This is a genomic window from Leifsonia sp. McL0618, assembly GCF_049994905.1.
Lineage (GTDB): Bacteria > Actinomycetota > Actinomycetes > Actinomycetales > Microbacteriaceae > Diaminobutyricibacter.
The window spans coordinates 134,463-152,466 of the sequence record NZ_CP188258.1 but is presented as its reverse complement, the minus strand read 5'-3'; the positions used below and the strand labels follow the sequence as shown (position 1 = coordinate 152,466).

Annotated in this window: 17 protein-coding genes; 10 read left to right on the top strand and 7 right to left on the bottom strand. The window is 63.6% G+C overall.

Annotated features, from left to right (window positions below; genetic code table 11):
- Positions 1-18 precede the first annotated feature (18 nt).
- The 3 genes from ACPPVQ_RS00740 to ACPPVQ_RS00730 are packed head-to-tail and all read left to right on the top strand — an operon-like array spanning position 19 to position 2,520.
- Positions 19-663 carry a sugar transferase gene (locus ACPPVQ_RS00740; RefSeq protein ID WP_426517614.1) on the top strand — a complete coding sequence of 215 codons (645 nt, stop codon included), beginning with the start codon at positions 19-21 and terminating at the stop codon, positions 661-663.
- Positions 614-1,219: a GNAT family N-acetyltransferase gene (locus ACPPVQ_RS00735; RefSeq protein ID WP_426517612.1), complete on the top strand. Its 606-nt coding sequence runs from the start codon at positions 614-616 to the stop codon at positions 1,217-1,219. Before ACPPVQ_RS00740 ends, ACPPVQ_RS00735 begins: the two co-directional genes overlap by 50 nt.
- Complete coding sequence (locus tag ACPPVQ_RS00730) at positions 1,216-2,520, top strand: lipopolysaccharide biosynthesis protein (protein WP_426517610.1); 1,305 nt, start codon at positions 1,216-1,218, stop codon at positions 2,518-2,520. The genes ACPPVQ_RS00735 and ACPPVQ_RS00730 overlap by 4 nt, the downstream gene beginning before the upstream one ends.
- 41 nt (positions 2,521-2,561) lie before the next feature.
- Here ACPPVQ_RS00730 and ACPPVQ_RS00725 read toward each other — a convergent pair whose 3' ends face one another.
- Positions 2,562-3,692 carry a glycosyltransferase gene (locus tag ACPPVQ_RS00725; RefSeq protein WP_426517608.1) on the bottom strand — a complete coding sequence of 377 codons (1,131 nt, stop codon included), beginning with the start codon at positions 3,690-3,692 and terminating at the stop codon, positions 2,562-2,564.
- 108 nt (positions 3,693-3,800) lie between these two features.
- Complete coding sequence (locus ACPPVQ_RS00720) at positions 3,801-5,114, bottom strand: glycosyltransferase family 4 protein (RefSeq protein WP_426517606.1); 1,314 nt, start codon at positions 5,112-5,114, stop codon at positions 3,801-3,803.
- 131 nt (positions 5,115-5,245) lie between these two features.
- On the opposite strand from ACPPVQ_RS00720, the gene ACPPVQ_RS00715 reads away from it, so the two are divergent.
- Positions 5,246-7,072, top strand: a complete 1,827-nt coding sequence (locus tag ACPPVQ_RS00715; protein WP_426517604.1) for a DUF4012 domain-containing protein — start codon at positions 5,246-5,248, stop codon at positions 7,070-7,072.
- A gap of 92 nt (positions 7,073-7,164) precedes the next feature.
- The gene (locus tag ACPPVQ_RS00710; RefSeq protein ID WP_426517602.1) at positions 7,165-8,562 is read left to right on the top strand and encodes a hypothetical protein; all 1,398 of its coding nucleotides are present in this window, start codon (positions 7,165-7,167) and stop codon (positions 8,560-8,562) included.
- Positions 8,563-8,645: 83 nt separating this feature from the next.
- Here ACPPVQ_RS00710 and ACPPVQ_RS00705 read toward each other — a convergent pair whose 3' ends face one another.
- A complete protein-coding gene (locus ACPPVQ_RS00705) occupies positions 8,646-9,836 on the bottom strand; it encodes an FAD-dependent oxidoreductase (protein ID WP_426517600.1) in 1,191 nt (396 codons plus the stop codon).
- Positions 9,837-9,865: 29 nt separating this feature from the next.
- A complete protein-coding gene (locus tag ACPPVQ_RS00700; RefSeq protein ID WP_426517598.1) occupies positions 9,866-10,318 on the bottom strand; it encodes a hypothetical protein in 453 nt (150 codons plus the stop codon).
- Positions 10,319-10,419: 101 nt separating this feature from the next.
- Here ACPPVQ_RS00700 and ACPPVQ_RS00695 point away from each other — a divergent pair, with 101 nt between their 5' ends.
- Entirely contained in the window at positions 10,420-11,025 is a 606-nt protein-coding gene (locus ACPPVQ_RS00695) for a PadR family transcriptional regulator (RefSeq protein WP_426517596.1), read from the top strand.
- A 237-nt stretch (positions 11,026-11,262) separates the two neighbouring features.
- Here ACPPVQ_RS00695 and ACPPVQ_RS00690 read toward each other — a convergent pair whose 3' ends face one another.
- Entirely contained in the window at positions 11,263-11,856 is a 594-nt protein-coding gene (locus ACPPVQ_RS00690; protein ID WP_426517594.1) for a methyltransferase family protein, read from the bottom strand.
- 109 nt (positions 11,857-11,965) lie between these two features.
- Here ACPPVQ_RS00690 and ACPPVQ_RS00685 point away from each other — a divergent pair, with 109 nt between their 5' ends.
- The 4 genes from ACPPVQ_RS00685 to ACPPVQ_RS00670 all read left to right on the top strand — a co-directional run bounded on the left by ACPPVQ_RS00685 (position 11,966) and on the right by ACPPVQ_RS00670 (position 16,607).
- On the top strand, positions 11,966-14,350 hold the full coding sequence (locus ACPPVQ_RS00685; RefSeq protein ID WP_426517592.1) for a transglycosylase domain-containing protein: 2,385 nt from the start codon (positions 11,966-11,968) through the stop codon (positions 14,348-14,350).
- A gap of 125 nt (positions 14,351-14,475) precedes the next feature.
- On the top strand, positions 14,476-14,670 hold the full coding sequence (locus ACPPVQ_RS00680; RefSeq protein ID WP_426517590.1) for a PspC domain-containing protein: 195 nt from the start codon (positions 14,476-14,478) through the stop codon (positions 14,668-14,670).
- 84 nt (positions 14,671-14,754) lie between these two features.
- Positions 14,755-15,687 (top strand): NAD-dependent epimerase/dehydratase family protein, encoded by a 933-nt coding sequence (locus ACPPVQ_RS00675; RefSeq protein WP_426517588.1) that lies wholly within the window; start codon positions 14,755-14,757, stop codon positions 15,685-15,687.
- Positions 15,684-16,607 carry an RNA polymerase sigma-70 factor gene (locus ACPPVQ_RS00670; protein WP_426517586.1) on the top strand — a complete coding sequence of 308 codons (924 nt, stop codon included), beginning with the start codon at positions 15,684-15,686 and terminating at the stop codon, positions 16,605-16,607. Before ACPPVQ_RS00675 ends, ACPPVQ_RS00670 begins: the two co-directional genes overlap by 4 nt.
- Before the next feature lie 15 nt (positions 16,608-16,622).
- On the opposite strand, the gene ACPPVQ_RS00665 is transcribed toward ACPPVQ_RS00670, so the two are convergent.
- A complete protein-coding gene (locus tag ACPPVQ_RS00665; RefSeq protein ID WP_426517584.1) occupies positions 16,623-17,069 on the bottom strand; it encodes a hypothetical protein in 447 nt (148 codons plus the stop codon).
- Positions 17,070-17,283: 214 nt separating this feature from the next.
- Complete coding sequence (locus tag ACPPVQ_RS00660; RefSeq protein ID WP_426517582.1) at positions 17,284-17,952, bottom strand: TetR/AcrR family transcriptional regulator; 669 nt, start codon at positions 17,950-17,952, stop codon at positions 17,284-17,286.
- Between the last annotated feature and the right edge of the window lie 52 nt (positions 17,953-18,004).

Here is an 18,004-nt window from a genome sequence, read left to right as displayed (position 1 = left end):
GAAGGAAGGACTCTCGGAATGACCCGTAAGAGATACATTGCCATTCGTTCCGTCGCTGAGCGGGCCCTCGCGGTAGTCCTCCTTGTGCCTGTGTCCTTGGTACTTGGGCTGGTGAGCTTCGCCATCCTGCTCGCAATGGGTAGGCCTGTATTGTTCAAGCAACCACGCCTGGGTATGAGGGGCGAAGTGTTCAACATCCTCAAGTTCAGAACGATGATCCCCGACGCTGAGCGTATCGGCGGGGGCTATTTCCCCGCCGAGCTCCAACTCGTACCGCCGCTCGGCAGATTTTTGCGACGCTCGAGCCTGGACGAACTCCCTCAGCTTCTCAATGTCATTCGAGGCCACATGAGTTTCATCGGGCCACGGCCGGCGGTGGTGAGCCAGGGCGCGAGATACACCCCAGTCCAGGCTAGGCGTTTGGATGTTCCCCAGGGCCTGACCGGTCTCGCTCAGGTCGTCTATCGAAACGACGCACCGTGGTCGAAGCGGATCGAACTAGATGTGAAGTATGTGGAGAACGTGAGCCCAAAGCTCGACCTATGGATACTCGCGAGGACTTTCGCACGTGTATTTCGCTCGGGTGGCGTTGTTGAAGGACAGACTGCTGCGGATGTCGATGACCTCCCACTGGTCCCGATCGAGAGAAGTCACGGTGAATGAGTCTGGCCCCGTTGTCGAACTACGCCCCGTCGAGCGGGATGACCTCGCGTTCATGAAGGCGCTCAGCAACGACCCCCATGTGCGGGAACGCGTCGTCGGCTGGGATTGGCCTCTGACGATGGCCGGACAGGAGGCGTGGTTCACTACATCCCTCCAAAACCCAACCACTCGTCGGCTCATCGTCCAAACCGCAGAAGGTCAGCCCATCGGATTAACAGGTCTGTGGGACGTTGATTGGCGCAATCGGACTGCCTTGACTGGACTCAAACTCGGCGGAACGGCCGACGTTCGCAATCGAGGGTATGGGACGAGCGCAATCCGAGCACTGATGGACTTTGCGTTCCTCGACGTTGGCCTCAACAGGCTGTACAGCACCATCTTCGCCGACAACGGTGCATCGCATGCCGCATACGTGCGGAAGTCCGGCTGGACAGAGGAGGGGCGGCTCCGCGAGCATGTGTGGCGCGGCGGACGATACGTAGACCTCATCCAGATCGGCATATTGCGCTCCGACTACGATGCGATTCCCTGGGATGACCACGGCGATACTCGATGAAGACGAGTGAGGGGCGGCTTTCACGGCCACGCTGGCGGTTCGTCAATTCCGGCGTAACTCGAATTCTGACGGGAAGTTTGGCGGGCCAAGGCGTTGTGCTCGCCATCTCGCCTATTCTTACGCGGCTTTATGGTCCAAATGATTTCGGTCTTCTGGCGGTCATCACTTCTATGTCAGCAGTGCTTGGTGCCGTTGCAACACTGAGTTGGGAGCGCGGAATTGTATTGCCACACAGCGACGTGCTTGCGCGAAGCCTGTTCCGCTTGGCGGTTGCTTCGACGCTGGCCGTCTCACTAGTCGTCGCGGTTGCGGCCTTCGTGGCGCGCGATGCCTTGTCCAGGCTTCTCAGCGTCGAAGAGTTTGCGATGTATTGGTGGACGCTACCGCTTACCGTGCTGGCGATCGGACTCTTCAGGGCCTATACGAGCTGGCTGGTGCGGAAGCGTCAGTATGGCGGTCTCGCAATCCGAAACGCAGCTCAGGGACTCACCCAGGCGGCTTTCAACCTCGCCGCACCACTGGCGGGGTTAGGACCCCTGGGCCTCATCCTGGGACCCGCCATCGGCCGGTTCGCAGGTCTGGGCGGAATCTTGGGTCGACGTGAAAAGGTGCCTCACCCCACAGCCAGAACGCTCCGCGTCGCAGCCGCTCGCTACCGGAAGTTCCCGCTTGTCAGCACATGGTCTTCGCTACTGAACAGCTTTGGTCTGCAGGCCCCAGTTCTGTTTTTTAGTGCGTTCTATGGCGCCGCCGAACTGGGCCTCGTTGCACTGACGATTCGCGTGATGGCTGCGCCGGTTGGGATTCTCACCGACGCCGTGAGCCAATACTTCGAGGGCGCATTTGGAATGGCGTTGCGGAATAGGAACCGCTCACTCGTCCGGATGGTCGCAACGATCTCCTTGCGATGCTCTTTGCTTGCGCTTGCCGGCGGATTGATTGTCGCGTTTGCCGGTCCTTGGCTGTTTACGCTGGTTTTCGGCGCACAATGGGAGCAGGCAGGGGTGTACGCCCAAGTGATGGTCTGGGGGTACGTCGCCCAGCTCGCCGTGTCCCCGATATCACGCGGTCTCCTTCTGCTCGAGCGGGTTGGACTACAACTTGGGTGGGATTCTGGGCGTCTGATACTCACAAACGGGAGCATCCTAGTTGCTGGGCTCTTAGGGGCACCGGCATTGGGGGCTCTCACAGCACTAACGGCCGCACAGATAGTCTGCTACGGAGTGCTTCTCGTCATGGTGCTGATCTGCGCTCGGAATCGGGATGCCAGAAGGGGACAACAACCTGTGATTGCAGGGTGAAACGGAGACTCATCACACGGACGCTTGTCCCGTCTCCGACGTCAGAGGGAGTCGGTCAACTTGCCGTAAAAGGCAACCAATCGTTCGGCCTGAGATGTCCAGTTGAGCTCGGAATGGGCCGCTTTGAGAGCGTTTTGGCTGTGGCGCGCCAACAGGTCTGGATCGTCCGCATAGGCGCGAATGGCCTCTGCCAATGCCGTCGGCGACGTTTCATCTACGAACGTCGCGCAGTCCAAGTGCTCCAGAATGGATCGCCACAGCGGAAAGTCTGAAGCAACGACAGGGACGCCAGCTGCCATGTACTCGAACATCTTGGTAGGCAATGCATCTACGTGCGCTCGGGTCGCCTGGAAGGTCACGATACCGACGCGACCGTGCGTAAGCAGATCACGAGCCGCGGCAGGCGAGACCATGCCGTGAATCCGTACGCGGTCACCGGCAAGCGCAGCGAAGTGCTGCTCAAAATCGCGTGGGGCGAATGCGCCAGCAACGTCGAGTCGCCAGCCCTGAGGGAACGAAGTCTCAGTCAGCGCAGATGCGACCACCTCCAGGCCCCGCTCCACCGACATAGCTCCTACGTAAACGGCCGCTAGAGGACGCTCAAGGATGGGCTCGGAATCGACATCCTCTTTGCGAAGCCTGGGATAGTTCTTGATCACAGCGGTCTTGCGGGCGGGAAAGCGCTCGGCGATCGTATCGGTTGCGGTGACGATTCCATCAGCCGTTGAAGCGAGCGCGATGAGTACCTTGGAGGCGGAAGCAATGGCCGCGCGCGCTCGCGCAGGAAGATAAGTTTTGTCGAGAACCTGCGACGGAAGGTCCTCGTGGGCGTCGTATACGACCCGGCGTCCGAGCGCTCGCAGCAGCGGAATTGCCGGTATGAGTTCTGGGTCATGAAGATGAACGACCTTCGCGCCACTTCGAATAGCACGAATGATTACTTCCGTTGTGGATAACACCATTCGTGAGAGGCGCCGACGTCGGCGGATTGTGATGACGCCGACACCCGTCTTTGGGACGCTGACCTCCGACTCGACGGCTATAAGTCCCACGTGATAGCCCGCCTCAGAAAGACTTACAGCCTCCCGCAGGTGAACCCGGTTGTCTGTCCACGGATGAGCTGAACTGACGTGAACAATCCTGAGGGTTTTCCTCGCGGTAGACGAAGACATGCAAGAGATCCGAATCGTTTGGAGATGCGCTAGCCGGGTGCCCTGCGCACTGATCACCCTATCGCGACTCGAAAAGTACCGATTGGCCCGTAAGCGGCATCCTGCTGATCATCGCGATGCCGGGCGCGTGCCGACAACTCGCTCCAGAGCGGCAGCAAGTCGCAAGGCAAGCGTCCGGTAGTCGTATTCGACAAGAACGTGCGCCCGGCCTTGAATGCCGAGTTTCGCCCGTTCATCCTCGGTCAGCCGCGCCACTTTACTCATCGCTGCGGCAAAGGCCTCGACATCGTCGGGCACCACACTGAAGCCCGCACCCGAGTCGCGCACAGGGTCGTTCTTCGCGGGACTGCCAAAAATTATTGGTTTTGCCCCCAGCAGGTACTGAAAGATCTTGTTGGGACTCACTCCGTACCTATAAACATCAAGATTCCGAAAGTTGATCACCAAGCAGTCGCTCTCAGCGATGATGCGGGGCACTTGGTTTTGCGGAACTGCATCTTCGACGGTGATCTGCGACCCTGCCGCGCTCGCTTGCGCTCGATCACGAAGGACAGGCTTGAGGGACCCGTCGCCAACCAATCTCAGGCGCGCATTTACGTCGCCGCTGATTTGGACGTATCGAGCGAAAGCGTCGATGATGACGGGCAGTGCGTTTGCCCATCCCATCGCGCCGAGGTACGTGAAAACCAGCCCGTTGTGGGTTTTAGCTGAAGGCACTGCCACGCCGCCCTGCGCTTCGGCCTCGATGCCGTTGGACACCCACACAAAATCATTTGGATACCCATGGGCTCGAAGATAGTCGCCGACGCCGGGAAGCGGGGAGAGAACCAGCGAAGCTCGACGGATGCTGACGTGCTCGACAAACCGCAATGCCCTTGCAATGATGCCCCTGCGTCGAAGAACACCCATCGAGATAAAGGTCTCGGGCCAAAGGTCGCGGATCTCGAACACAAATGGCACTCGCCGGCGACGCGCAAGCTGCGACGCTGCAAGCGCTGCAAATGGGTGCACCGTGCTCCCAACAATCACGTCCGGCGCGGGTAATCCTCGAGTCGAAGCGGGCACCAGAAGGGCAAGCGTGAACCAGGCCATATTGACAACCCGACGAAGCGCATTTCGCCCGTAGGCCGGTGCGCGCAGCGTCAACCGAGATGGAGTCTCTGCCACGTATCGCCGCCGAACTCCCTGCGGTAACGTCTGCTTTCCGACTGGATGTGTTGTACTCGCACCAATCAGCACCGCCTTCCAGCCCTCGTGCTCTAGATGCGTGGCCAGGTGGTAGTGCCGGCCTGCCTGATGATGCAGCTCAGGAATGGCAGTGTAGTGGTTTACCACCCACACAGTTCGAGAGGCGTCCGCCATTACTGTTAGTCCTTGCTTTCGAGAGAAGATCCGCAAATTGAGTCGTATGAAATCGACCACCGCTGCGATCGTCGCACCGGCGCGTATTTGCCTGTCAGAGCTTCGCAATTGTCCATCAGGACAGGGGCCGATTATCGGGCGACAACCCCTTCAACAGCGGTAACCCAGCTTACCTCTGCTTGAATAGCCGAATGTCTTCTGAAGCCGACTCGCGACCCGCGCGCCGTCACACGACCGGGAGCCGCAACCAGACAAAGCGCAAGAGGTTCTACACGCACTGGTGGTTTTGGCTGATTGTCGTCGTGGTTGTCGCAGTCGCTTGCGCTGCCTGGGTTGGCGTCCGTGCGCTTCAGGCGAAGCAGGAACTGCAAAGCTCCATGCCCCTGATCGGCACGCTGAAGGCACAGATTCTCGCTCAGAACAGCGCCGGGGCGAAGGAGACGTACGCCAAGCTCGAACCAAAGGTATCGAACGCGCGCCAGTTGACGAGCGACCCCATCTGGCGCCTAACCGAGACGGTGCCGGTTCTCGGTCGCAACCTGACCGCAGTGCGCGTCATGGCGAATGAAACAGATGCAGTGGTCAAGGGCGCTGTCAATCCTCTTGTCGCGGTGAGCAGTTCCTTGACGCTCGAGTCGCTGAAGCCTCATAACGGGCAAATCGATCTTGCGGCAATTGAGAAGACGGCACCGGCTGTGGACAGCGCATCCGGATCTGTCAATGCAGCTTTGGTGGCACTGAAGTCCGTCGATACGCGCGGGACAATCAGCCAGGTAGCCACCGCCAAGACGAAACTTCAGACGATGCTTGCGTCAGCATCCGGCGAGCTTAACTCGGCGAAGTCCCTACTCGCGATCCTTCCAGGAACGCTTGGCTCGGACGGACCGCGCAACTATCTTCTGATCTTTCAGAACAACGGCGAGCTCATGCCCGCGGGTGGCACGACCGGATCTATGGCTGTCCTAAATGTCGATAAGGGTGCGATCCGGCTGATCGCACAGTCTTCCGCTGCGCCTGCTGAATTCCCCATGTTCGACGCTCCGGTGATCGATGTGCCGACTGACTCAGCACGGCTCTATCCGACGAGTCTTGGCCGTTTCGTCCAGGACCTGACTGAGACCCCACGCTTTCCGGTCACTTTCGAAATCGCGAAGGCGATGTGGGCGAAGGCCAAGGGAATTCAGATCGACGGCATGATCGCAGTCGACACAGTCGCACTTAGCCAGTTCCTCGCCGTGACAGGGCCAGTCCCATTAATCGACGGAACCCAGTTGACCAGCGCGAACGCCGTCAAAACTCTTCTCTTTGGCCTCTACGAGAAGCACGACGCCCAGACCGTCGATCTCATCAACCAGGCCGTCGCAGGTTCGGTGATTGGCAAGCTCTTAGACGGCGGCGTCGACCCGAAAACGCTTGCGAACTTTGTGACAACAGCCTCTAAGCAGCACCGAATCCTGATCTGGAGTTCCAACAAGGCCGAGCAGGCCGTGATCGAGAACTCAAGCTTCTATGGCGCGCCGCCAAAGAGCACAGCGACGACGGATTCATTCGGCGTTTACTTCCGTGACATGACCCCATCAAAGATGGCCTACTTCTTGAAGCAGAACGTCGAACTCTCTCAGGCGACCTGCAAGGCAGGCGGACCAACGGATGTTCGCGTGACCGTCAAACTGACAAACGTCGCCCCCGCAGATGCAGGCACTACGCTCCCACGCTATGTGACCGTCTCGGACGGTCACATCCGCCTCGGTGTCACCGCCTATGCTCCCCACGGATATAAGGTTGCGGCTATCAAGGTAAGCAATGGCGGCGAAGCCCCCTTGGCCACCACCGACGGCGAATTTACCGCCGCTCAGGATCGCATCACCATCATGCCTGGCGAGACTCAGACGATCACGTTCGACCTGATCGCTAGCCATAGCGACAAGCGCGCGTTGGCCACCCAAGTCACCCCGGCCGTCAGTGCGACGACGGTCACTCAAGGAACCCTGAACTGCGCAACCTGGCCCTTGAAGTGACGGCGGCCCCCGACAGAACAGTTGCAGCGCTTAACCTACTCAACGGCACGGAATCACTCGACGCGTCAGTGGCAGAGGTAAGCTCTCGTCTTGTGGAACCAGAGAAGCGATCCAAACTCAGGTTCCCGGTCCGGGAGTTGGTACTCATCCCCGTATCGGTGATCGGCTTCGCCGTCATTCTGCACTGGGTGTATTCCTCCCTCCTGTCCCCTAACTTTGGGTATCAAGGGTTTCGGTACACGGAGCCCGACTTAGGCGTGGTAACGCTTACAATCATCATCGCGATAGCGATGGCGCTTTGCCTTCCGAGGCGGATAGAAAAAGCATCGGCCGTCGTGCTGTGGATTCTGTACGTCGTAACGGTGGCTCCTGCGGTACTGATGGCGCCTTACACGAGCTATCTCGACAAGAGTCAAGCCATTCTTTTGGCGGTCACTGTTTCGCTGGTCTTTGCTGGCGTGGCTCTGGGTACACGCGGCACAAATCGGCCTTTGCACCTATCCGTGTCTCCTACCTCCTTCTGGCTCATCATCGTGGTGTTTTCTCTTGCCACATACGCCCTCCTAGCCGTCACGCAAGGACTCAGCCTCCGATTCGTAAGCTTCCTGGACGTGTATGACGTTCGAGACCAGTACGCGGAAAACACTGGCGGCGTTGGTTTTATCAACTATCTCGTCTTTACCCAAGCGAATGTCGTCAACCCACTCATTGTCGCTCGCGGCATTTTCACTCGTCGCCCTGTTTGGGTGATCGCTGGTCTTCTCGGACAAATGGTTCTGTACTCGGGAACTGGATTCAAGACGATGATCTTTGCGATTCCCGCGTGGTTGATTGTGGCCTATCTCTTGCGTCGTCGCGCAAAGAGTGCTGACGGCCTCTCGCTGGTCTGGGGCGCCGCAATTCTCATGCTCGCTTCCGCAATACTCGATCAGCTATCCCACTCAGTCGTGTGGACGTCGCTCTTCTCCCGACGCTTTCTCGCTACACCGGGCCTGTTGACCTCTGCGTACGTCGACTTCTTCAGTCAAAACCCGCAGACGCATCTCGCGGGCTCAATTCTGCGCCCCTTTCTCGACTTCCCGTACGATGTACCAGTTCCATTCGTAATCGGTTCGTGGATGGCAAATTCACCGAACACTGCTGTGAATGCGAACCTTTTTGCTGACGGTTTTGCGAATTTTGGGTGGGCTGGGATAGTCGGAGCGGGAGCCATTCTTCTTGCCTACCTGCGCATTCTTGATCGTGCTGCTGTTGGCCTTCCCATTGCAGTGGCCGGGGTTGTGATGACAATGCCGACAATCGCTCTCTCGAACACATCTATCCTGACCGCCATGTTTACCCACGGTCTTGTTGCAGCCGTGCTGCTCCTTGCGTTTACCCCTCGCGATTTCTCACTAAAACAAAGACGACACCCACGGGCGCACGAACCTCGATTGATGAAGTCAGCCGAGAATGTTCCAGCCGGAACCTCACCCACCTCTTCGGATTGACCATTACGATCATCGCCGTCAGATGTGCGAGGAATTGTAACTTCGGTAGGTGCAAACGCACTAACGAATCTGACACCCGCGGGTCATACCCGCGCCGTCGCATCCCACGCGATTCGGTACTCCGTCTGCCACGCCTGCTTCTCCGGCCGCACCATCCGCATCGCCACCGGCATGACCAGGTCGCGAACAACACGCCCGACCGGGCCGGCCGCCTTGCTGCTGTTCGTCTTCTCTGCAGCGGCGATGATGCGTTCCACCCGCGGCCGCCGCGCGGCTTCGTAGGCGGCGAGCGCCTCATCCCGCGGAAGGTCCCGCAGGTGGCGAGCGAGCTCGATTGCGCTCTCGATCGCCAGGGATGCACCCTGGCCGGAGCTCGGGGATGCCGCGTGCGCCGCGTCCCCGATCACGACGATGCCGTCCCGGCTCCAGTGCGGGAGGTTCGGCATGATCTCCAGCGGACCCACGGTCACCAGCGACGACGGGTCGGAGCGGGCGACGAGGTCGGCAGCGGGGGTGCGGTCGTCGGCGAACGCACGGCGCAACTCGTCGAGCACCAGAGCGGCCCGCGAGGCCCGAAGCTGGTCCGCGGCCGGCGCCACCTTCTTCGGAAGGTTCGCAAACCACTCGGCGGTCCCGTCGCCGGTCACGCGGTAGCCGAAGAAGGCCCGCTTGCCGAAACTCATCCGCATCGCGCCGTCGGTCGGCGCAAGACCCGACTCGCGGGCCATGCCGCCGAATCCGACGAGTCCGGTGTAGCTGGGACTCGGCGCGCTCGGGTCGATGACGTACCGCACCCGTGAGTGGATGCCGTCAGCGCCGATCAGAAGGTCGGCGCGCGCGATGGTGCCGTCTGCGAAACGCGCTTCGACAGCATCCGCGTCGGTGACCGCATCCACGAATCGCGCACCCGCGACGATACGGATTCCGCGACTCTCGGCCTCCGCCCCCAGCGCGGCGCTGAACCGGCCGCGCCAGAGGAAGATCGCCGAGTCGTCGCCCCCCGAGCTGAACGCGCCGAGGCGCTTGCCGTTCCAGCTCTCCAGGACGATGCCGGTCATGGGGTCGCCGAGGCCGCGCACGAGGTCGCCGCAGCCGATGACATCCAGCGCCGCGACCCCGTTCGGGGCCAGCGTCAGGCCGCCGCCCACCGCCTCGTCGGATCCGTCGTGCGCTTCGTAGATCGTGGCGGTGATGCCGGCACGCTGCAACGCCATCGCGCAGACTGCGCCGGCGATACCGCCACCGATGACGGTGGCCGTCGTGATGTGATTCATGGTCGAACCTCTTCCTTATGTCTGGACGGTCAGCGCTGCGGACGCGCCGGATCGTCGATCGTGGGGTACGCGCCGGTGCGCGCGGTCTGGCGGAGTTCGCGCAGGTAGGCGCGCGACAGCATCGCGGTCAGCTGGGCCACTCCCCCGCGGTGCACGCGCAGCTGGCTGTCGTGGGCGGTGCCCGTCACGCGGATGACCGACTCACCGAGCCCGCTGCCCGCGTCGTGCACGCGGCCGCTTCCGGTCCACCGCAGGTCGTCGGCGTCGACGGTGGCGTTCGCCGGGGCGAGCAGCGTGATGACGCTGTGGTCGGCATCCGCCACGACCTCGATCGCGGCGCCCGGGTCGAGCGCGCGCAGGTCGAGGACGACCGAGCTGCGGCGAGCGCGGATGCTGAAGGCGGTCGCGTCGGTCCAGCGCCCGAGCTTCTTCAGCACGGCGTGATCGGCGACCAGGGTTTCGGTCCGGGTCGAGGTGTTCATGGTGTCTTCCTTTCGTTGGGGTGAATTCGTTGGGATGTGTTGATAGTAACGTACGTACTAGTTTCACTGCAACTAGTTTCAAATGGATTAGTATGGATGACATGACTTCCGCACCCCGCCCGACGCCGCTGGCCCTCACCGTGCTCGCGCTCCTGCACTACGAGCCCCTGCATCCGTACGGCCTGCAGCGCCTCATCCGTCAGTGGGGAAAGGATGCGGTCATCAACGTCGAACAGCGCGCCAGCCTCTACCGCACGATCGAGCGCCTCGAGGCTGCGGGCCTCATCACGGTGCGGGAGACCGGCCGCGATCAGCAGTACCCGGAACGCACGGTCTACGAGCTGACCGACGAAGGCCGCGCGACGGCGCGCGCCTGGCTCGCCGACATGCTCGCGACACCGAAGAACGAATACCCGGAGTTCCCGGCGGCGCTGTCACACCTGCTGCTCTTCTCGGCGGATGACATCGCCCAGGCACTCGAGACACGCGCCGCAGCCCTGGCCGCGCGGCTTTCGTCACTCGAGGAGGGCATCCGCAACCAGGCGGCCGCCGGCCTCCCGCGCATCGCGGGGCTGGAAGACGAGTACCTTCGCGCGGTGCTGAAGGCGGAGCTCGACTGGGTGCGCGCGACGGCGGCGGAGATGCGCGACGGGCGCCTCAGCTGGAACGCCGACGAGCTGCGCGAGTTCGCCCTGCGCCAGGGGTGAGTGCGGGGGCGGCGCCGGTTTCGGGTGCCGCGGGCCGCGAAAGGTGCGAGAAGGGGTTTTCGCGGGGCTCAGAGTCCACTTCTCGCAGCTTTCGTCGCACGTCAGAGTTGACCCGTTGCCCGCCGTCGAGATCGTCCCGACCTCGCCTCCCAGGCGGCCGAGCACACGAAAAGTCACGTCAAACGTCAGTTTTGACGTGCCTTTTCCTGTGCTCGGCCCCGGGGTTGGCGGGCGCACTCACCAGATGTGCGGGATGAGCCGCGAGCGCGTCGCGCAGAACTCCCGGTACGGCTCGCCGATTCCGGCCAGGAGCGCACGCTCCTCGACGCGGATGCGGAACACGATCGCGAGGGTCGTCGGCACGATCGCGACCAGCAGGGCCACCCAGTTGCCCAGGGCGAGCCCGATGCCGAGGCAGGTGCACAGCAGGCCGGTATACGACGGATGCCGCAGCAGCCGGTACGGACCTCGATCGACGACCTCCTGATGCTCGCGCACCCGCACATCGACGGTGAAATAGCGGCCGAGTACGATCACCGACCATCCGCGAAACGCGATGCCGAAGATCATCGCCGCGCAGCCGACGACGAAGAGTGCCGTGCGCCCGAACGGGATGGCCGCCTCAGTGACCCGCACCGAGACCGCCACCGCACCCACGATGCCGACGACGAATCCGGATGCGACGACGAGGAGGCTCGTCAGCTCACGGGTGCGGGTGTCGCGATTACGCAACGAGAAGGCCCGGATGGCCACCTCCGAAGCCGCGAAGACGGCGATGAGGACGTTGAAGAGGATCTTCGCCGAGGGCACGTCGAAGGGCAGGGGCAGCACGCGTGCGACTCTACGCGCGTCGACCGCTTCCACTGAGGTTTCGCGCCCGCACTACTGAAGCCGGTCTCCTCCACCGGCTCGGCGCTGAACCCCTGCCGATTATCGGCTAATGAGACGAGCACTTCGAGCCTGCGGCGCCCTCGCCGGATTCGTCGCGATGAGTGCCGTGGCCGGTGTTCTGGCCGCGGTTGCCGTGACCCCTGCGATCGGCGTCGCCGGCGCCGCAACCACCCACACCATCGGCATCTTCGAGGGCCTTCCCGAGTACCTCCACGTCGACCAGCTGGCCCAGCCCACCACCATCTACGCGAAGGACGGCGACACCGACGTGCCGCTGGCCACCTTCTATTCGCAGAACCGCCTGCCGGTCACCTTCGACCAGATCTCGGTCGCGGCCAAAGATGCGGTTATCGCCGGGGAGGACCCCCGGTTCTACACGCACGGCGGTATCGACGTTCAGGGCACCACGCGCGGCATCCTCTCGACGGCCGTCGGGGGCCGCGTGCAGGGCGGCTCCTCGATCACCCAGCAGTATGTGAAGAATGTGCTCCTGCAGAAATGCGAGGCGCTGCCGGTCAAGACCGACGATCAGAAGGCGGCATACAAGGCCTGCGTCTACGACTCCACGGGCGTCGCACCCGACCGCAAGATAAGGGAGATGCGGTACTCGATCGGTATCGAGAAGAAGTACTCGAAGGATGCGATCCTCACCGGCTACCTCAACATCGCCGGCTTCGGCGGCTCGGTCTACGGCATCGAAGCGGCAGCGCGGTACTACTACAACACCACCGCCAACGCGCTGACCCCGCCTCAGGCGGCCAGCCTCATCGCCATCGTCAACACGCCCACGGCACTCAAGATCGACGATCCTGGCAGCACGACCAACGGGGCCGCGAATGGCTACGCCGCCAACAAGGAGCGCCGCGACTACATCCTGGCCAAGATGCACACCTATAAGAAGCTCACCGACGCCCAGTACGATGCCGCCGTCGCGACCCCGATCGAGCCGCACATCACCCCTTCGGTGCGGGGCTGCCAGACCTCAGGCGGAGCCGCCTATTACTGCGATTTCGTGCAGAAGATCATCCTGAACGATCCGACCTTCGGCGCCGACCCGGACATCCGCGCCTCGAACTTCAACAGGGGCGGCTACAAGATCTACACGACCCTCGACCTCGACCTGCAGCGCACGGCGGAAGAGACGATGTCCAGCTATGTGCCGCCGGTCTACGACCGCGCCAACCTCGGAGGCGCCCTCGTCGGCGTTCAGCCCGACACCGGCCGGGTGCTCTACATGGCACAGAACAAGCAGTACAGCCAGAACCCGGATGTGCTCGACTCCGGCGCTCAGTACACCTCGCTGAACTATTCGACCGACCAGAAATACGGCGGATCGAGCGGATTCCAGGTGGGTTCGACCTACAAGGTGTTCACGCTGGCCGAATGGCTCAAGAAGGGGCACGCGCTCAGCGAGACCGTCAACGCCGATGTGCGCACCTACAAGCAGTCGAGCTTCACCGATTCGTGCGGCGGCCCGTGGGGAGGCGTGTGGAAGCCGACGAACGACGCCCCCGGAGAAGAAGGGATCCAGAGCGCGCTGAGCGCCACCGCCGAGTCGATCAACACGGCGTACGTCGCAATGGCGAGGGAACTCGACCTGTGCGAGATCCGCAAGAATGCGGAGGCATTCGGCGTCCATCCCGCTGCGGGCGATCAGCTCGACTCCAACCCCGCCAGTGTGCTCGGCACGAACAACGTCTCCCCGCTCACTATGGCGACCGCATTCGCCGCCATCGCCAACGGGGGCAAGATCTGCACGCCGATCGCGATCGACAAGATCGTCGATGCGGGTGCACACGACATTCCCGCGCCGGAGTCTGCGTGCAGCCAGGCCGTGGCGCCGGAGATCGCGGCGGCCATGGCTTATGCGTTGAAACGCGTGACGGCGTACGGGACCGCCGCAGGCCTGAACCGCACGGGCACCGACATGCTCGCCAAGACGGGAACGACGGACGGCAACGAGCAACTCTGGCTCGTCGCGGCGACGACGAAAGTCGCCGGGGCCTACTGGGTGGGAAACATCGACGGTCACGCCGACATGCGCAAGATCTACCCGACCCACGACACCACGCCCGCGCTCGCCCGTGTCGCCGTCATGCGGAACGTGATGAGCGCTGCTGTCTCGAAGTACGGAGGCGACGCGTTCACCGCACCGTCCACATCCCAGGTTCGCGGCTCCGCCATCAGCGTCCCGAGCCTGACCGGCCTGACGCCCCAGAACGCCCGGGGCACGCTGGAGAGACTGGGGCTGAGGTACGAGGACGGCGGCATCCAGGCCGGCGAGGAGCCTGCCGGAGCCGTTCATGCCAGTTCACCGGGTAAGGGCGCGTCCGCCTACCGGGGAGACACCGTCACGGTCTACACGAGCGCAGGCCCGAAGCCGAAACCGGTGCCCACCACGGCTCCCGCGCCCACATCCGCGCCCGGTCGCTGATCGGCTCGGCTCGGTCGCTGATCGGCTCGGTTCGATCGCGGCCGGGCCGAGCGTGTCGCGAGATCAGGGTCGATTGGGGGGATTCCCGGATGGTCAACCGGGGCACGAGCGCGCAGGCTGGAACCATGATCACTCTCTATCGTCCACTGTCCGGCCGCATCATCGGAGGAGTGTGTGCGGGCCTCGCCCAGCGTTTCGGCTGGAAACCGTCCACGGTGCGCATCCTCTTCCTGCTGTCCTGCCTGCTCCCCGGACCGCAGTTCATCGTCTACATCGCGCTCTGGATCCTCATCCCGTCCGAATCCCCCGCGCGCATCTGAGCGCTGGCCGCGCATGTCACACCCCGCTCCGCCATTTCGTCTCAGGTTTCACAGGCAGAGACTGAACCGAGGAGGACGACGGGCATGCGGGTATTCGTGGCAGGCGGAACCGGGGTTGTGGGGCGGCGACTGGTGCCGCAGCTTGTGGAGCGCGGCCATCAGGTGACGGCGACCACGACATCCGACCGCAACCTGGGGATGCTGAGGCAGCTGGGCGCGGAGCCGGTGGTGATGGACGGGCTGGATGCGGCATCCGTCGGTCAAGCCGTAGCGACAGCGCGGCCGGACGTGATCGTGCACCAGATGACCGCCATTGCGCCCGCGCACGCGGGCAAGGCCGACATCAAACACATGGACCGGTGGTTCGCCCCGACGATCCGTCTTCGCACCGAAGGAACCGACCACCTGCTGGCGGCCGCCGAAGCGACCGGCGTCACGCGGTTCGTCGCCCAGAGTTACGGCAGCTGGAACGGCGTCCGCGAGGGTGGATGGGTGAAGACGGAGGACGACCCGCTCGACGCGCTGGCCGGGACGGCGGCAGAGAAGGGGATGGCGGCCATCCGCTATCTCGAGGATGCGGTGCGTTCGGTCGACGGCGCGGCCCTGCGATTCGGCGCACTGTACGGTCCCGGCGCAAGCGACGACCAGGCCGAGCTCGTGCGCAAACGGCAGTATCCGCTCGTCGGCGACGGCGCCGGACACAGCTCGTGGCTGCACCTCGATGACGCCGCGAGCGCTACCGTGTTGGCTGTGGAGCAGAACGCGACAGGCGTCTTCAACATCGTCGACGACGAGCCCGCGCCGGCCCGTGACTGGCTGCCGTATCTCGCGCAAAGCGCCGGCGCGAAGCCGCCGATGCACGTGCCGACCTGGCTGGCGCGCCCGCTGGCCGGGGACGTCGCGGTGATCATGATGACCGAGGGCCGCGGATTCTCGAACGCGAAGGCGAGGCGGGAGCTCGCCTGGGTGCCGCGGTACCCGTCGTGGCGGCAAGGATTCCGGGAGGGGCTGGCATGAGCCGGGAAGAAGGATTCGAGCAGCTGCGCCCGCTGCTGTTCGCGATCGCCTACCGCATTCTCGGCAGCGTCGGCGAAGCAGAGGATGCGGTGCAGGAGACCTGGCTTCGTTATGAGGCCTCCGGCACGACCCCGACATCGACGAAGGCTTTCCTCTCGGCGATCGTGACGCGGATCTCCATCGACGTGCTTCGTTCGGCGCGCGCCCGCCGGGAACAGTACGTCGGAACCTGGTTTCCCGAGCCACTCATCTCGGATCCGTACGAAGATCCAGCCCGTTCGGCGGAACTCGCCGACTCCGTGTCCATGGCGGCACTGCTCCTGCTTGAGCAGCTGACCCCGCTCGAACGTGCGGTGTTCGTGCTTCGGGAAGTGTTCGCGTTCGACTTTCCGGAGATCGCCGCATCCGTCGGCCGTTCGGAGGCGGCGTGCCGCCAGCTCGCCGTGCGCGCGCGCCGGCACATGGATGAGGGCCGGCCCCGCTTCGAGGCGAACCGCAAGGAACGGGATGAGCTGGCCGCCCGATTCTTCGACGCGATCCGCGAAGGGGATGTGGACAGCCTCCGCGAACTGCTCGCCGCCGATGTGCAGATGGTCGGCGACGGTGGCGGCAAGGCGCCGCAGTGGGCGAGAGGCGTGGCCGGCGCCGACAATGTCACGCGGGTGCTGGCCTCGATGATGCCGTTGTTCCTCGGGATCGGCGGAACACTGGAGCCGCACGTGGTCAACGGGCAGCCGGGCGCGATCTTCCGCGACCGCGACGGCCTGGTGATGAACACGTGGGCGCTCGACGTGCTCGATGGGCGCATCCAGACGATCCGCACGGTGCTGAACCCCGACAAGCTCGGGCACGTTGGGCCGGTCGCGGATGCGTGGGCGGTGCTGCGTGAAGCGAACGAGTCGCGTCGGTCGGGGCGCTGAGGCAGCCCTGACGAGTCAGAACGGCTGGGCGCCGTCGAGCCGCGCTGTGTGAGCGCCGCAGGTCGAGACGATCGTCTGGTCCCACATCCGCTCGAAGTCTGCGTAATCGAACGGCGTGCTCTCGCCGCGCGTGGCGGCCGACAGCGCCTCCGCCAGGTGCACAAGGATGGCCTGGCCGAGGTTCGTCAGTCGCGAGTCGTGGAGCGACGCGTTCGCTATCTCGAGCGTCTGAACGGCGGCAGCGAGGGAGACCTTGCGCGACGAGGGGTCGCTGTCGGCGTGGATCGTGCGCAGTGACGAGTCGAGGTGTGCACCCGCCGCTACGGCTCGTGAACAGTCCGCCCCGAGTGATGGTGGCTGAGACGATGCGCCGCGTTCGGCGGAGGAACAGCCGCTCATGGCGAGCAGGGAGGCTGCCGCGATCGCAATCAGACCGCCGGATCTCGCAGCTTCGTTTGCCATGGGGCTTCCCGTCTGTGGTTCGTTGTGGAGGCGCCGCGGTTCGCACACCGCGGCGCCAGAGAACGTCGCAGCGGAGGAACAATGGGGGGGAACCTGCGCTGTGGGCGTTCTCGGTCGAGATTACGAAAGCCGCTTCGCCGCACTGGCCGACCGGAAGGGAACTCAGTGCTCCACACGCAAGATTCAGTGTCAGACGGGGACGCTGCAGTGGCAGCTAGTGCGGGTCGCGAATCGGAGACGCCGCGCCGAGGATCCGCAGCGCGAACTCGACGTAGGTGTCCGCGACGGTCTCGGCAGACATACTGCTGCCAGGCCCGAACCAGTACGCCACGCGCAGCCCCATGCCGCCGATCGCCGCCGCTGCCAGCCACGCGTCCGGTGTGCTGAAGCGACCGAGTTCGATGCCGCGGGTGATGGCGCCGGTGAATAGGCGCTCGCTTTCGGAGCGTGCGGCGAGCGAGCCGCCCACCAGGTCGGCCGAGAGGGCGTGGAGTTCGACGTTCGCGACGATGGAGAGCATGGCGAGCTCGGCGTGTGCCATGACGTGGGCGCGAACGAGGGCGGCGAGCTGGTCGGCGGGATCCGTTCCGGCGCCGGCCAGGGCATCCGCCAGCATGCGCCGGTGCGCTTCGTGGCCGGCCTCGGCGAGCACGGCGAGGATGTGCTCCTTGGACGGGAAATGACCGTAGAGGGTCGCCGACTGGATGCCGACGGCACCCGCGATGTCACGGATGGACGTGCCCGCGTAGCCCCTCTCGGCGAAAAGCCTGAGGGACGCCTCGAGGATGCGACCCCGCGTGTCATCGGACGCGAGCGCGGCAGGAAGGACGGTCTGCTCCGATGCGACCCGGCGCACGGGCTGGGGCGCGACGACCGAATTCATTTCCTGTGCTCCCCCACGTCCATGGCAGCAGCGTAGCACCGCTCGATCGATC